The organism is Vibrio sp. JZG120, from assembly GCF_053890955.1.
Genome location: NZ_JBSRRK010000001.1, coordinates 881,298 through 895,789, shown reverse-complemented (window position 1 = coordinate 895,789; position 14,492 = coordinate 881,298). Strand labels below are relative to the sequence as shown.

Genomic DNA, 14,492 nt, shown 5'->3' with positions numbered 1-14,492 from the left:
CGGTGATGTTACTTAAGAGCAGCAAAGTAAATGCTTGGAAAAACAAAGAAGGAAATAGGGGATAAGCGAGGGGCTCTCCTGGTGCAAAGTCATAAATGAGGCCTTTGCACCGGGACTACTGAGGGTTAGCGGTTTAGTGCACCACAACGCTCAGGCTGGTAGGTGATATCGACAATTTCAATTGTCTTCACTTGATTATTTGGCATTGGCCATTCAAGTTTTTGACCAACAGACAAACCGATCAGTGCGCTGCCTACGGGCGCAAAAATGGAAATATCATCACTGCTTTTCAGCTCAGATGGATAAACCAGTGTCTTTGTCATGGTTCTATCTTCACCTGCAAATTTAAACTCTACAGTTGAGTTCATCGTGACCACATTATCTGGCATTTGTTCTGGCTCAAGAACCGTCGCACGGTCTAGCTCTGCTTCTAGCTCAACAAGCTCCGCCGCGATGTTTGGCATTTTATCCAACAAAGCCGTGATTCGGTTCATATCTAAGCTTGAAATGTAGATAGAATTGTTTTCTGACATTTTATGACTCCCAAATAAAAGGCCGCCTCACAAACATGGGACGGCACTCTATATGTCAATTACGGTATCAATCATATGGATTTTATTCCATATGAACTAAATCAGATTCTAGTCTTTATAGTGCGACTTAGCTAGTAAAAGATTTTTGTTGTGAGACTTGATTTTTCTAAAACTTTCAGTCACTTCAGTTGTTCATCTTTAATAGCCTTGAAACGGCTAGGTTAAAACGAATGCTTTGTTTTTAAACAAAGCTGGGTTTATCGTTAGCGTGGTTTAACTCGACAATCATTGCCATTCTGTAAAAGCCAAAACTGTATAGCCCTTTGTGAGCATGACTGCGGTTATCTCATTTTGTAAAAACTACCAACATCCGTTAATAAATTACCTTTTATTCTTCAATATCAAGATAAAAACGTTCATCTACCCCTTTAGGGTAGTTTGAAATTGTAATTGATTTACATCATGTATTAATTTTCTTTCACAATTAACAATGAGCTCAGTGATAAGAACCTAACCCTTAGGAATTATAATGAGCAAGTTGAAGCTAGTAGTCATCGGTAACGGTATGGTAGGGCACCGTTATATTGAAGACTTAGTCGAGAAAGCTGATATCTCTAATATGGAGATTACCGTTTTCTGTGAAGAACCTCGTGTCGCATACGACCGTGTGCACCTTTCCTCTTACTTTTCTCACCATACTGCAGATGAACTTTCTTTAGTAAAAGAAGGCTTCTACGAGAAACACGGTATTAATATGCTGATCGGCGAACGCGCGATTAACATCAACCGTGAAAACCGCATTGTTTACTCAAGCACTGGCCGTGAAGTTCAATACGACAAGCTGATTCTTGCTACAGGCTCATTCCCATTTGTCCCGCCTATCAAAGGTCATGAAAGCAAAGACTGTTTTGTTTACCGCACGATCGAAGATCTAAAAGCGATTGAAGCGTGTGCGAAAAACAGCAAATCAGGCGTGGTTATCGGTGGTGGTCTTCTAGGTCTTGAAGCGGCAGGCGCACTAAAAGCATTGGGTGTAGAAACACACGTTGTTGAGTTCGCACCAAAGCTGATGGCTGAGCAACTTGACCTTGCTGGTGGTAACCAACTTCGTCAAAAGATCGAGCGTATGGGCGTGAACGTTCACACCAGCAAAAACACGCTTGAGATTGCGGCAGAAGGCACAAACGCACGCAATGTTATGCGTTTTGCTGACGGCACTGAGCTAGAAACAGACTTCATCGTATTCTCTGCAGGTATTCGTCCACAAGACAAACTAGCTCGTCAAATGGAGCTAGAAGTTGGCCCTCGTGGTGGTGTTGCCATCAACGACCACTGCCAGACTTCTGATGAGAACATCTACGCGATTGGTGAATGTGCGTCTTGGAACGACATGTTCTACGGCCTTGTTGCTCCTGGCTACAAGATGGCGACGGTTGCCGTTGATCACCTACTAGGTAACACAGAAAGCAAATTCGAAGGCGCTGACATGTCTGCGAAGCTGAAACTTCTTGGTGTAAAAGTAGGTTCAATCGGTGACGCGAATGGTCGTACTGAAGGCTGTAAGAGCTACGTTTATCAAAACGAAGAGCAAGAAGTTTACAAACGTCTTATCGTTTCTGAAGACAACAAGAAACTGCTCGGTGCGGTATTGGTGGGTGATACATCTGACTACGGCGATCTGCTTCAATTGATGTTGAACGAAATCGACCTACCAGAGCATCCAGATGCCTTGATCCTTCCTGCACACGCAGGTGCTGAGAAACCAGCACTCGGTGCGGATGCACTACCAGAAAGCGCAGTGATCTGTTCATGTTTCGACGTAACCAAAGGCAAGATCGCTCAAGCGGTTGCTGATGGTCACCATACATTGGGCGACATCAAAGCAGTGACTGGCGCAGGTACAGGCTGTGGTGGTTGTATTCCTCTAGTGACCTCTGTTCTAAATGCAGAGCTTGCTAAATCTGGCATCGAAGTGAAGAACGACGTGTGTGAACACTTTGCATACTCACGCCAAGAGTTGTTCCACCTAATCCGCATTGAAGAGATCAAAACGTTTGATGAGCTTCTAGAGAAATATGGTAAAGGTTACGGTTGTGAAGTTTGTAAACCATTGGCTGGTTCTATCTTAGCTTCTTGCTGGGGTGAGCACATCCTTAAGCCACAACTGGTTAAGCTTCACGACACGAACGATAACTTCCTAGGTAACATCCAAAAAGACGGTACTTACTCTGTTATCCCACGTATGGCGGGTGGTGAAGTTACACCTCAAGCACTGGGTGCACTAGCGAACGTTGCTGCAGAATACAACCTATACACCAAAGTAACCGGTGCTCAACGTATTGGTCTGTTCGGTGCTCAAAAAGACGATCTTCCAGAGATCTGGCGCAAGCTTATCGACGCTGGTTTCGAAACAGGTCAAGCGTACGCAAAAGCACTTCGTATGGCGAAGACATGTGTTGGCTCAACTTGGTGTCGTTACGGTGTTCAAGATTCTGTTGGTCTAGGTTCTTACATCGAGAACCGTTACAAAGGCATTCGTACGCCTCATAAGATGAAGTTCGGTGTTTCTGGCTGTACTCGTGAGTGTGCGGAAGCACAAGGTAAAGACCTTGGTATTATCGCGACTGACGCAGGTTGGAATATGTACGTTTGTGGTAACGGCGGCATGAAACCTCGTCACGCAGACCTACTAGCCAGCGACCTAGATAAAGAAACGCTAATCAAGTACATCGATCGCTTCATGATGTTCTACATCCGCACAGCTGCGCCATTACAACGCACATCCGTTTGGATAGAAAACATGGAAGGTGGCGTTGACTACCTACGCGAAGTGATTGTTGAAGACAAACTTGGCATTAACGCTCAACTAGAAGCAGACGTAGCGAAGCTTGTAGATGAGTACGAATGTGAGTGGACTGCAACCATCAATGACGAATCACAACTGACTCGTTTCGCACACTTCATCAACTCTGACAAGCGCGATGACAATGTTGTGTTTGTTCAAGAGCGCGAACAGCACCGCCCAGCAACCTTCACGGAAAAACACCCTGAAGCGAAAGGCGACATCCTACACGTAGCGATCACTGAAGCATAAGGGAAGGTTGATTATGTCATTTGAAAAGATTTGCCAAATCAGCGACATCGTACCGGGCACGGGTGTTTGTGCACTGGTTGATGGTCAGCAAGTTGCGGTATTCCGCCCAACACAAGCAGAAGAAGTGCTGGCGATCAGCAACACAGACCCGTTCTTCCAATCAAACGTGCTTTCTCGCGGTTTGATTTGTGAGCACCAAGGCGAACTTTGGGTAGCAAGCCCACTTAAAAAGCAACGCTTTAACCTGGCAACAGGTGCGTGCATGGAAGACGAGCGTTTTAACGTGAAAGCGTACAAAACGCGCGTAACCAACGGTGAAGTAGAAATTTCTGCATAAGCTTGGTTTGCATTCCCTCCTCCTTAAGGGGAGGGAATGCACCGAGTACTTAGATTCAATAGACAAAGGCTTTCCAAGCGTCATCTTGGGGGAACAGGGAAGCGAGATGATGTCGACAGCAGTGGGTGTCAACTGGAAGCCTTTCTCTATTCAATCTTTAACTTTTTAACTTTTTAACTTTCAATTTTGAATAAGGACACATTCATGTCTACAGACTTTAAACCTGCTGAATTCGTGCAAACCATGATCAACGTGGGTGAAGCGAAAATTAATACCAGCACTCGAGATCTTCTGCTTCGCGGCACGATGGCAGGCGTTATTCTGTCTCTTGCAGTGGTGGTTGCTATTACCGCGATTGTACAAACAGGCATTGGCCTTGTGGGGGCGCTTGTTTTCCCTGTGGGCTTTGTGATTCTCAGTGTGATGGGTTACGACCTTGTCACAGGTGTTTTTGGTCTTGCGCCTTTGGCTAAGTTTGCTAACCGTCCGGGTATCACTTGGGCTCGTATTTTCCGTTGCTGGGGATTGGTAGGTTTGGGTAACCTGATTGGTTCTCTAATAGTGGCTTACCTAGTGGCTATCTCTCTAACCGGTAACTTCTCTCTAGAATTGAACGCGGTAGCGAAGAAGTTTGTCGCTGTATCGACTGCCCGTAGCCTTGGTTTCGAAAACATGGGCATGGACGGATGGATCACGTGTTTTGTTCGCGCTATCTTTTGTAACCTAATGGTGTGCCTAGGCGTGATCGGCAACATGACGGCACGTTCAGTATCTGGTCGTGTAGCGATGATGTGGTTCCCAATCTTCATCTTCTTCGCACTCGTATTTGAGCACACTGTGGTAAACATGTTCCTATTCCCACTAGGTATGATTTTAGGTGCGGACTTTGGTATCGCGACTTGGTTGAACTTCAACTTAATCCCAACCATTCTAGGTAACATCATCGGTGGTCTTGTCATGACTTGTCTACCACTGTACCTAACTCATGCGAAAACAGCGCCTTCTCTAAGTGTTGAAGAGGACGTTATTGCAGAACCTGCAATCGCAAAATAAACCGCTTTATTTGGCCCTACCTTTGGTGGGTAGGGCTATTCAACTCATTTAACTTTCGATAGATATTGTATTGATTTAGCTATAAAAAATAATAACTCCTTGGGGTAGTTTGAACCCTAAGCCAATTAAGTGAGTGTTACTCTTTATATCCCAATTTTCCGATAGGCGTTGATATGACTACTGCGAACTCATCTTTAAACAGCGGCTTTGTTTCTCTTGTTGGTGCTGGGCCTGGCGATCCGGATTTACTGACGGTCAAAGGTTTGAAAGCGATTCAAGCGGCTGAAGTTGTGGTGTATGACCGTTTGGTATCGAAAGATATTCTTGAGTTGGCGCATGCATCAGCAGAGATGATTTATGTTGGGAAAAAGCTCGATTTTCACTGTGTGCCTCAAGATCAAATCAACCAAATCTTGGTGCAGAAAGCGCAAGAAGGTAAACGCGTTGTGCGCCTAAAAGGTGGGGACTCATTTATCTTTGGCCGTGGTGGTGAAGAGCTAGAAGAACTAGCCGAATTTGGCATCAAATACGAAGTGGTTCCGGGTATTACGGCGGCGGCGGGCGCGACGGCTTATGCTGGTATTCCATTAACACACCGCGACCATGCACAAAGCGTTCAATTTATCACTGGTCATGTACAAAAAGATGGTCGTGAGATTGAATGGCATTCACTAGCGCAATCCAACAACACACTTGTGTTCTATATGGGGTTGAAGCAAAGCGGCCATATTATGGATAAGCTGATCACTCATGGGTTAGATCCTGAGATGTCATGCGCCATTATTGAAAACGGTACGCGCCCAGAGCAGCGCGTGTTCCAAGGAAAACTGAACGAACTTTCTGAAATGGCTGAGAAGGCGATCAGTCCAGCGTTGATCGTCGTTGGCAGCGTGACTCAGTTGCACAACAAACTAGACTGGTTTAGAAAATAAGTTCGTCTAATGGTTAGATTTTGCAGGGGCTGTGACGTCTCTGCATTTCTTGCTTACGCATTGGCATTTGATCAATCAAATTGTTGATAAATGGCCAATCTGTTTCTGCGCCCCATCGGTATTTCTCTTGACCATCTTTACCAAGTAAAATTGCGGTATGTGAGCCTTTTTCAATTTCATACAGCTTGGCAAGCATTTTCAAATCAAACTCTTCTTTGAGCCAAGCTGGAGACGTATAGCCTTGTTCTGTAATGACTAATGTGACCACATCTCTGTCTTCCAACTCGCACTCATTCATGAGTGTTTCTAGTAAGAATTGTTTAACGTATTCATCGTTTTCTGGAGCGAAGTAAAGCACACTCCGATGCGGCCAGTACTTTGAATGTGCTGGATAACCGAATGCTGTCGATGACAAGATACAAGAAAGTAGTATCACTAGTAACTTTCCGCCCATGACAGTTCCCCTAGAAACCCAAATACCGTTTATACGTTAAGTTTAGTGGAATTGGCTCATTGTGCTTTTACCAAAACTGACTTAGGGTAGGCAGCAAATAAATCAAGCGTAGAAACAGATGAATTCGGAAAGAAAACAAAAGATCGCCATTTTGGTTGATGTACAGAATGTGTATTACACCTGTCGCGAAGCGTATCGCAGTAATTTTGATTACAACCAGTTTTGGTATGTTGCGACGCAAGGGAAAGAGGTGGTGAGTGCTCGTGCTTATGCCATCGCGAGTAACGATCCAAAACAGCGTCAGTTTCATCACATTTTACGCGGTGTTGGGTTCGAGGTAATGCTTAAACCCTATATTCAGCGTCGTGACGGCAGCTCGAAAGGCGACTGGGATGTCGGTATTACTCTTGATGCGATTGAAATTGCCCCTGAAGTTGAGGAAGTGATTCTCGTTTCTGGAGATGGGGACTTTAGTCTTCTGGTGGAACGAATTCAGCAGCGCTTCAATAAAACGGTGACTGTTTATGGTGTGCCTAAGCTAACATCCCAAACTCTGATTGATTGTGCCGATAACTTTGTCGCGGTTGATGATGACTTCTTATTGTAATCACTAACGTGACAAAGAAAAGGCGAGTCATTCAGGCTGTACGCTAACGTACAATGACTCGCCTCTAATTTATTGTTGATTTGGCTAATTATGAAGGAATGATCATTTGTCCTAACAAGTAGCCCAGACAGCAAGCACCAATCACACCAATCAAACCTACCGACATAAATGAGTGGTTGAAGTACCACTTACCAATCTTAGTGGTACCTGACGTATCGAAGTTCACTGTCGCGATATCTGAAGGGTAGTTCGGAATAAAGAAGTAACCGTATACCGCAGGCATTAGGCCGATAAGCAGTGCAGGATCCAGACCCAAGCCAAGACCAACAGGCAGCATCATACGAGCCGTTGCTGCTTGAGAGTTCACCACAACCGATACAATGAACAACGCAAGCGCGAACGTCCAAGGGTAGTTGGTTACCATCTCAACGATGCCAGATTTGAACTGAGGCATTGCGTATTGGAAGTAAGTATCTGACATCCAGGCGATACCGAAGATCGCAATGGCAGCCACCATACCTGATTTGAATACTACGCCGTTTGGTACGTCACGTGGGTCAGTTTTGGTTGCAAGCAAAATGATACCGCCGAAGCAGAGCATCATCATTTGAATCACAACGGCCATGCTGATTGGTTTCGCGCCATCCACGATGGTACGAATGTCCGGCCACATCGCGATAACGACGATAACCAAGATAGACGCGATGAACAGCAACACAGAGTTACGAGCACTTGTTGGTAGCACTTCATCAAGAGACGTTGCAGTGGTGTTGAGGATCTTTTCACGCCACACCGGATCTTTTAAACGCTCTTGGTATTCTTCATCGTCTTCCAGTTCTTTACCGCGTTTTAGGCTGTAAAGTGACATCAGCAACGTACCGAATAGCGTTGCAGGTACAGTAACGAGCAGAATAGAAAGCAGAGTGATCTCGTGCTGAATATCAGAGAGTTGTGCCAAGTAGTAAACGACTGCCGCTGAAATTGGAGAGGCCGTAATCGCGATTTGCGAAGCGACGGAAGCGGCTGCCATTGGACGTTCCGGACGAATGCCGTTTTTCAGTGCAACGTCGCCAATGATTGGCATGATGGAGTAAACCGCGTGACCTGTGCCGAGCAAGAAGGTCATAAAGTAAGTAACAAAAGGAGCGATGAGGGTGACGCGTTTTGGGTTTTTACGAAGCACACGTTCGGCAACTTGCAGCATGTATTTCAAACCACCAGCCGCTTCAAGAATGGATGCACATGTTACCACTGCCAAGATTATCAACATAACGGTGACAGGAGGGGAGGTTGGCGGCATCTTAAAGATGAAGACTTCAATCACCAAACCAATACCAGATACGACCCCAAGGCCTATACCACCATAACGTGAGCCGATATACAGCATCACGAGCAAAAATAGAAACTCAAGATACAACATGTGGATTTCCTTATTCAAAACAGGGGGCTATATAGCCAAATTACTTAATTACATTGTCCCGATATTCAGAAAGAAAATACTTCATGTTGTTCACACTCCTTTGGATAAGAAACAGCAATATTCAATTATTGGCAATAACTCACGCTAAACAGGGAAACTGTTAACACAGTTTTATCAGGGTGTTTTTATGCTGTGTATTTTTGCGATCATGTCAGCGCTAAATGCGAAGAGGTTTAAGAGTTTGTTGCTATTCATCGCATACGTAAGCAGACCTTACGGGCGCAAAGAGCTTGAAAATAGAGACAGAGACCACAGATGAGAATAGGCTTTTGTTATGTGAACACAAAAGATAATAGTTTGCATTGCGATTAGTGCTTGGGTATAAAGGTGTCAGAATGACTACACCAACAATAAACCATCATGTCTGAGCAATTTTTCCCGCAACTATTTCAAACTTCGAGTGAGATTACGCCTTACCTGCACGGTGATATTGGCGAAATAGGGCAAGAAGTTATTCATATCGAAAATGATATCAATCCGATCATTCAAGGCCTTTACCAACAGTTGTCTGAGGCTCATCCGGAAGCGGGAAAAGCGTATTGGTTGACGAGAACGTGGGATTTGTTGTGTTGGCAGCCTGTTTATGTTGCGTTCATTTCTATTTACGGTTTCCACACGTTGCCAAACATTCGTGAGATGGCGCAGCACCTCAAGCCTTGTTTTGTGTCTGGATATCGATTCGCTGACGAAACACATATACATGGTAAGCCAGAAGAATTAATAAAAGAGGCAGGACGTCAAATTCGAGAGTTGTTCGATTTCTACCAACAAGAAATGAGTCAATGGACGCGCATTCGCCCAGGTTTCACTCATCAATTGATGTCGGATGGGATCATGGCTTGTTTGATTCGTCTTCAACAGCGTTTTCCGCAAATGACCAACACGACATTGCGTGAGCATGCCATCTTGTGGTTACAGGCATTGGGTTTAGATGCCAACAGTAGTCATTCACTTTATGAGACGTCACTGGATCAGCCGCTAAAATTGGTCAGAAAAAGCTGTTGTTTAGTCTATAAGTGTGAAGGCAGAAAGCTTTGTGAAGATTGTCCTCGTTTAGAAAAAAATCGACAGCTTATGAGCAAGCGTAATTCTAATTAACATTTGGTTAACTTATGTAACAGTGCTCGATTTGAGAGTGAGAATAAGTATCATTGCATGCTCTTGTTGACAACAAAAAGATAAATACAATGATAAAAAGGACGTTTTCTCTTAATCTCATCGTACTTGCGATGAGCAGTGGATACGCAGTTAGCTCAATAGCTGCGGAAGAACTTCAACAAACATCAACACCAAGTGATGAACAAATGGTGGTCGTGGGCAGTGTGATGCCGAAATCGATCTCTGATATTCCAGGAACGGTTTGGTTTGTAGGGCAAGAGGAAATTGCTCAGCAATATCGCGCGGGCAAGACACTTGGTGACATTCTTTCTGCAACCATCCCTTCTCTAGACGTTGGTACGGGTGGTCGAACTAACTACGGCCAGAACCTGCGTGGCAGAGCGATGTTGGTGATGATTGATGGAGTCTCACTGCAGTCTTCTCGCCCAATTAGTCGTCAGCTTGATGCAATTGACCCATTCAACATCGAGCGAATTGAAGTACTATCTGGTGCAACCTCCATTTATGGGGCTGGCGCTACAGGTGGTGTTATCAACATTATCACCAAGAAAGCTTACTCCGATGACTTGTCGTTTGAATCCTACGTGAGTGGCACTACAGGTTTTAACAGCAGCGATGACTTTGATTACAAACTAGCGCAGTCTATTTCCGGTGGTAACGATCGAGTTGCCGCTAGAGGTTCGGTTGTGTACACCGAGACACAAGGTGCATTTGACGCAAATGGCGACATTGTCACGCCAGATATTTCCCAAGGTTCTCTGCAATACAACTCGACGCTTGATGTGATGGGATCGACAGAGATTCAAATCTCCGATGCCAGCAAGTTAAACCTTGTCGCACAATACTATGACAGCCAGCAAGATTCGCCATACGGCTTGTACATTGTTAACAATAAATTTGTTGATGTACGAGAGGGATTCGATTCCGATCGTGAACACGGTACAGAGCGAGTTCTCTTAAGTGCGAACTACGCTCACGACAGCGTATTCGGCCATCAACTGATTGGCGAGTTGTCTTACCGAAGTGAAGACCAAACGTTTACTCCTTATTACCAAGGTGCTTCTCAGCAAAAGACAGAGGTTTTTGCTGGACGTTTGGCACTGGCAAAAAACTGGGAATCATTCAACCTTGTTTATGGTGTTGATGCGTATTTAGACCGTTTTGAGAGCAATCAAGCTCTATTCGATCCAAGCATTGCAAACAACTCTGGAAACTTGATTAATAAAACGTACGCCGAAGTTGGTCGTTACCCAGGTGTAGATGTAACGTCTTACGCAATGTTTGTTCAAGGTGACTATCAAATTAATCAAGATTGGTCCGTTCAAGCAGGCTACCGCTATCAATACATGGACAACAAGATTGATGACTTTGTTGCCTATAGCGTACAAAAGAAGATTGCCTCGGGTAAGGGGGTGTCAGCGGATGCGGTACCAGGTGGTAGCACCGACTACTCTGTAAGTCTGTTTAATTTGGGCACCATTTATCAGCTTAATGATGAATCTCAACTTTGGGCAAATTTCTCCCAAGGTTTCGAACTTGCTGACCCTGCGAAGTACTATGGTCAAGGCAGCTATGACGCTGTGGATGCAAACGGGCACTATGCGTTGAACAACAGCATTAATGTATCTGACTCAAAAATGTCAGGTATTAAAACGGACAGCTATGAGATCGGTTACCGTCTTGATACCAACTCTCTTGCGCTTCAGGCGGCAGGCTACTACTCGCTTTCCGACAACTCCATCAAGTATGATAGAAAAACGTTGTTGATTACGAATGTTGACGACGAGCAGCGTGTTTACGGTGCAGAAGCAAACATCAATTACTGGGTGACCCGCGATATCCTGTTAGGGGCATCAGGACACTACGTAGTTTCTGAGCTGAAAACCGATGGTAAATGGGAAGATTTGAGCGCAGGTAAAGCCAGTACGTCTAAGGCTAATGCATGGGCTGCATACTACCAAGATTCGTACTCAATTCGTCTACAAAGTCAGACGATGTTTGATTACGAAGATGACGCCAACAATAAGTTGGAGGGCTACACCACGTTTGATCTTCTGGGTAATGTAACACTACCTGTTGGGCAGTTAGGCTTTGGTATTCAAAACCTATTTGACGAAGACTACACAACCGCTTGGGGTCAACGTGCGCAGATTCTTTATGCGGCACACTACGATGCAGCAGCTTACGACTACAAAGGAAGAGGTCGCACATTCACACTGAACTACAGTGTTGAATATTAAAGTCAATTCTCTCCGTACAATAAACAAAAAAAGCCGCATAAAGCGGCTTTTCTTTTAGGCTTGATCTGTCGGCACTGTGTCTACAACATTTTCCGTGCTTTCCGAGGCTTGGTTTTGCTCTTCAGCTTCCATTTTTGCACGTTCAGCTTTGGAGATATAACGCGGCTTATTGCTCTTATGTAGCTTAGCGTTGTGCTTCTTCTGCTTCGCTTTTAAGATCTGATTGATTTTCTTCTTGCGGTTCATGGTGGTGGTCCTTTAATTTAGCGGGGCAGGATAGTTATTTTTTTATCAAGTTACAACTAAATAAGCCATTACGTCGGTCGCAAGATTCAAGTACGTTTCTATGCCCAATCATCTCTCGCGTTTTAATGGAGTCAAAATGAAAACACTGATCACTGAACGTTTGATATTACGTCTTGTGAGTGTAGATGATGCACCATTCATATTAGAACTTTATAACCACCCAGACTTTTACCGTTTTGTCGGAGATAAACAAATTCGTACTGAATATGAAGCGGCGCGTTATATAAAAGAAAACATGCTACGCATGCAAAAAGTTAAAGGCGTGAGTTTACTCGTAGTAGAGAAAAAAGACGATGGACAACCGATCGGTATTTGTGGGCTAGTTAAACGTGACACATTGCAACACTACGATCTTGGGTATGGTTTTTTACCTTCTGCTTATGGTTGCGGCTACGGAGTCGAGTCGGCAACCGCGGTGCTGGAATATGCTCGAGGGGAAATGAAACTCGATAAGTTGGCTGCCATCACCAACAATGACAATATTCGTAGTATAAGTTTGCTCAAAAAACTGGGCTTTGAGTTTGAACGAGTTGAGCAGCAATACGATAATGGTCGAACGTTAGAACTTTACACAATGACGTTGTGATTTTTGGAAGCTCATGAGCGATATTTTACTTGGCAAGCTCGCCACTGAATTTAAGACGGTAAAAGCCATGGTAGAGGTTTACTGTCACGATCACCATGGAACAAAAAGTGACTTGTGCTCAGAATGTCGTGAGCTGCTTGAATACGCAGAAGTTCGTCTTGACCGCTGTCCTTATGGAGAGAATAAACCTACGTGTAACAAGTGTCCGATTCACTGTTATAAACCGGACCCGAAAGAGCAAATGCGTTTGGTGATGCGTTACTCTGGCCCCAGAATGCTACTGAAACATCCCATCTTGGCGGTTCGTCATTTACTTCATGAAAAGCGCACGGTACCGGAAAAACCTGCAGCGAACGCGTCAAACCGTCACAAACGTTTATCTAAACAAAAACGCGAAGAATAAAAAACGAGGGCGACATGCCCTCGTTTTCGTTGAGTAGAAGTTGCGTGGTTAGAGGCCAGCGGCCATACGCTGCTTAGTTTTGCTCGCTGCAAGTAGCATGTATACGCCAGTCGCAACTAAAGCGGCAAACAAGTAGCCTAGTAAGCCATGTTCTTGGCCCATAAATTTATCAGCCACAACCGGGCCAGCAACAGAGCCAATGCTGTAGCTGAACAGCATGACTTGTGTAGCAGAGACAATAAAGCGCTCATCAAGTCCTTCACAACCTAAGTTGATCGCAATTGGGTACAAGGCAAAAGTAGCTGCACCTAAAAAGAATAAAGCAGCAGCTAATACCACGGCTGACGATGAAATAAAGGTCAAACCGATCGAAAAAATACCCAAAATACAGAAGAACGCCATTAGCACTGTGCGGCTCATGTATTTGTTCAATGTGGTCACCATTGGTTGAACCAACATGCCACCTAGGATCACTAATGCCATCAATGTACCAATGTCTTGATGGTTGATTTTACGGTTAGTGAGCTCAACAGGCATTAATCCGTAGATCGCGCCTAAGGTCAAACCTGATACAACACAACCAATAATTGCAGCATGGTTTAGCTTGGCAATTTGCTTAAATGACAAAGCGGTTGATTCATGGCTCTTTGGTTGTTCACACTCAATAAACATCAGCACCAACATCGCCATTAGGATCAGCGTTGTGATTGCAATGAACGGAACACCGCCACTTACGCCAAGTACACCAATGCCAAATTGGCCTAATGCAGAACCGCCATAAAGCGATAGCATGTACAAGCTCAAACGTTTTGCACGTGATGCTTCGTCGCCAGACATTAGCCAAGATTCAACAATGACAAAAACGCCCGCAACGGCAATACCTGCGATAAAACGAGCAGCAAGCCACACTAACCCATTAGCAAAAACGGGTAGCGTGACAATCGTTAGCGAGAATGCCGCTAAGCAGCCAATAAACGCTTTACGGTGACCCACTTGACGCACGACACGTTCAATAAACATCGCGCCGACCAATAAGCCGCCATAAAAAACACTCGCCAACCAACTCGCATAATCTGCTGAGATGTTGTATTCACCGAGCATGAGAGGGATCAAGCTCATTAAATAGCCCGAAGCCACCGCATAAAGAGACAGTGCGACGACTGGAACTGTAACTCGTGGTGATGCTGCAGGAACGACTGTGTTTTCCACTGTTTTGCGCCTATAAGTTAAATGAAATCTATGGGTTATTCGGCGCGAATATGAGGCTAATAGTTAGGCAAGTAAAATGATTAATTTAAGTCGTTTCGACAAATAATATTTGTTAAATAGATAGGTCGATAAGTTGCAT

The 14,492-nt window shown here is 44.6% G+C and carries 14 protein-coding genes; 9 read left to right on the top strand and 5 right to left on the bottom strand.

Features of this window, described 5'->3' with window-relative positions; all coding sequences use genetic code 11:
• Positions 1-125: 125 nt before the first annotated feature.
• Positions 126-533 carry a nucleoside diphosphate kinase regulator gene (gene rnk, locus ACWPOD_RS03845; RefSeq protein WP_005394604.1) on the bottom strand — a complete coding sequence of 136 codons (408 nt, stop codon included), beginning with the start codon at positions 531-533 and terminating at the stop codon, positions 126-128.
• A 529-nt stretch (positions 534-1,062) separates the two neighbouring features.
• Here rnk and nirB point away from each other — a divergent pair.
• The 4 genes from nirB (at position 1,063) to cobA (ending at position 5,949) form a co-directional block, all read left to right on the top strand.
• A complete protein-coding gene (gene nirB, locus ACWPOD_RS03840; protein ID WP_167427536.1) occupies positions 1,063-3,627 on the top strand; it encodes a nitrite reductase large subunit NirB in 2,565 nt (854 codons plus the stop codon).
• A gap of 13 nt (positions 3,628-3,640) precedes the next feature.
• Positions 3,641-3,964, top strand: coding sequence for a nitrite reductase small subunit NirD (gene nirD, locus ACWPOD_RS03835; RefSeq protein ID WP_054867640.1), 324 nt, complete (start codon positions 3,641-3,643; stop codon positions 3,962-3,964).
• A 204-nt stretch (positions 3,965-4,168) separates the two neighbouring features.
• Positions 4,169-5,017 carry a formate/nitrite transporter family protein gene (locus tag ACWPOD_RS03830; RefSeq protein ID WP_167427534.1) on the top strand — a complete coding sequence of 283 codons (849 nt, stop codon included), beginning with the start codon at positions 4,169-4,171 and terminating at the stop codon, positions 5,015-5,017.
• A gap of 173 nt (positions 5,018-5,190) precedes the next feature.
• Positions 5,191-5,949 (top strand): uroporphyrinogen-III C-methyltransferase, encoded by a 759-nt coding sequence (gene cobA / locus ACWPOD_RS03825; RefSeq protein WP_167427533.1) that lies wholly within the window; start codon positions 5,191-5,193, stop codon positions 5,947-5,949.
• 13 nt (positions 5,950-5,962) lie between these two features.
• Here cobA and ACWPOD_RS03820 read toward each other — a convergent pair whose 3' ends face one another.
• The gene (locus ACWPOD_RS03820; protein ID WP_012842228.1) at positions 5,963-6,403 is read right to left on the bottom strand and encodes a DUF4174 domain-containing protein; all 441 of its coding nucleotides are present in this window, start codon (positions 6,401-6,403) and stop codon (positions 5,963-5,965) included.
• A gap of 118 nt (positions 6,404-6,521) precedes the next feature.
• On the opposite strand from ACWPOD_RS03820, the gene ACWPOD_RS03815 reads away from it, so the two are divergent.
• Positions 6,522-7,010, top strand: a complete 489-nt coding sequence (locus ACWPOD_RS03815) for a LabA-like NYN domain-containing protein (RefSeq protein WP_167427532.1) — start codon at positions 6,522-6,524, stop codon at positions 7,008-7,010.
• 88 nt (positions 7,011-7,098) lie between these two features.
• Here the strand turns inward: ACWPOD_RS03815 and ACWPOD_RS03810 are convergent, their stop codons facing one another.
• Positions 7,099-8,430 carry an anaerobic C4-dicarboxylate transporter gene (locus ACWPOD_RS03810; protein WP_005394592.1) on the bottom strand — a complete coding sequence of 444 codons (1,332 nt, stop codon included), beginning with the start codon at positions 8,428-8,430 and terminating at the stop codon, positions 7,099-7,101.
• A 420-nt stretch (positions 8,431-8,850) separates the two neighbouring features.
• On the opposite strand from ACWPOD_RS03810, the gene ACWPOD_RS03805 reads away from it, so the two are divergent.
• On the top strand, positions 8,851-9,588 hold the full coding sequence (locus ACWPOD_RS03805; RefSeq protein ID WP_167427531.1) for a siderophore ferric iron reductase: 738 nt from the start codon (positions 8,851-8,853) through the stop codon (positions 9,586-9,588).
• Positions 9,589-9,677: 89 nt separating this feature from the next.
• A complete protein-coding gene (locus tag ACWPOD_RS03800) occupies positions 9,678-11,849 on the top strand; it encodes a TonB-dependent receptor (RefSeq protein ID WP_048625083.1) in 2,172 nt (723 codons plus the stop codon).
• A 54-nt stretch (positions 11,850-11,903) separates the two neighbouring features.
• Here ACWPOD_RS03800 and ACWPOD_RS03795 read toward each other — a convergent pair whose 3' ends face one another.
• Positions 11,904-12,095 (bottom strand): DUF2986 domain-containing protein, encoded by a 192-nt coding sequence (locus ACWPOD_RS03795; RefSeq protein ID WP_012842232.1) that lies wholly within the window; start codon positions 12,093-12,095, stop codon positions 11,904-11,906.
• Between the two features lie 136 nt (positions 12,096-12,231).
• Between ACWPOD_RS03795 and ACWPOD_RS03790 the strand changes: the two genes are divergently transcribed.
• Positions 12,232-12,741 carry a GNAT family N-acetyltransferase gene (locus tag ACWPOD_RS03790; protein ID WP_053808379.1) on the top strand — a complete coding sequence of 170 codons (510 nt, stop codon included), beginning with the start codon at positions 12,232-12,234 and terminating at the stop codon, positions 12,739-12,741.
• A gap of 13 nt (positions 12,742-12,754) precedes the next feature.
• Positions 12,755-13,144 carry a nitrous oxide-stimulated promoter family protein gene (locus ACWPOD_RS03785; protein ID WP_048625082.1) on the top strand — a complete coding sequence of 130 codons (390 nt, stop codon included), beginning with the start codon at positions 12,755-12,757 and terminating at the stop codon, positions 13,142-13,144.
• 48 nt (positions 13,145-13,192) lie between these two features.
• On the opposite strand, the gene ACWPOD_RS03780 is transcribed toward ACWPOD_RS03785, so the two are convergent.
• Positions 13,193-14,353 (bottom strand): MFS transporter, encoded by a 1,161-nt coding sequence (locus tag ACWPOD_RS03780; protein WP_167427529.1) that lies wholly within the window; start codon positions 14,351-14,353, stop codon positions 13,193-13,195.
• Between the last annotated feature and the right edge of the window lie 139 nt (positions 14,354-14,492).

Coding starts and splice junctions, on each gene's coding strand:
- rnk (WP_005394604.1), bottom strand. CDS start 533: ATGTCAGAAAACAATTCTATCTACATTTCAAGCTTAGATATGAACCGA.
- nirB (WP_167427536.1), top strand. CDS start 1,063: ATGAGCAAGTTGAAGCTAGTAGTCATCGGTAACGGTATGGTAGGGCAC.
- nirD (WP_054867640.1), top strand. CDS start 3,641: ATGTCATTTGAAAAGATTTGCCAAATCAGCGACATCGTACCGGGCACG.
- ACWPOD_RS03830 (WP_167427534.1), top strand. CDS start 4,169: ATGTCTACAGACTTTAAACCTGCTGAATTCGTGCAAACCATGATCAAC.
- cobA (WP_167427533.1), top strand. CDS start 5,191: ATGACTACTGCGAACTCATCTTTAAACAGCGGCTTTGTTTCTCTTGTT.
- ACWPOD_RS03820 (WP_012842228.1), bottom strand. CDS start 6,403: ATGGGCGGAAAGTTACTAGTGATACTACTTTCTTGTATCTTGTCATCG.
- ACWPOD_RS03815 (WP_167427532.1), top strand. CDS start 6,522: ATGAATTCGGAAAGAAAACAAAAGATCGCCATTTTGGTTGATGTACAG.
- ACWPOD_RS03810 (WP_005394592.1), bottom strand. CDS start 8,430: ATGTTGTATCTTGAGTTTCTATTTTTGCTCGTGATGCTGTATATCGGC.
- ACWPOD_RS03805 (WP_167427531.1), top strand. CDS start 8,851: ATGTCTGAGCAATTTTTCCCGCAACTATTTCAAACTTCGAGTGAGATT.
- ACWPOD_RS03800 (WP_048625083.1), top strand. CDS start 9,678: ATGATAAAAAGGACGTTTTCTCTTAATCTCATCGTACTTGCGATGAGC.
- ACWPOD_RS03795 (WP_012842232.1), bottom strand. CDS start 12,095: ATGAACCGCAAGAAGAAAATCAATCAGATCTTAAAAGCGAAGCAGAAG.
- ACWPOD_RS03790 (WP_053808379.1), top strand. CDS start 12,232: ATGAAAACACTGATCACTGAACGTTTGATATTACGTCTTGTGAGTGTA.
- ACWPOD_RS03785 (WP_048625082.1), top strand. CDS start 12,755: ATGAGCGATATTTTACTTGGCAAGCTCGCCACTGAATTTAAGACGGTA.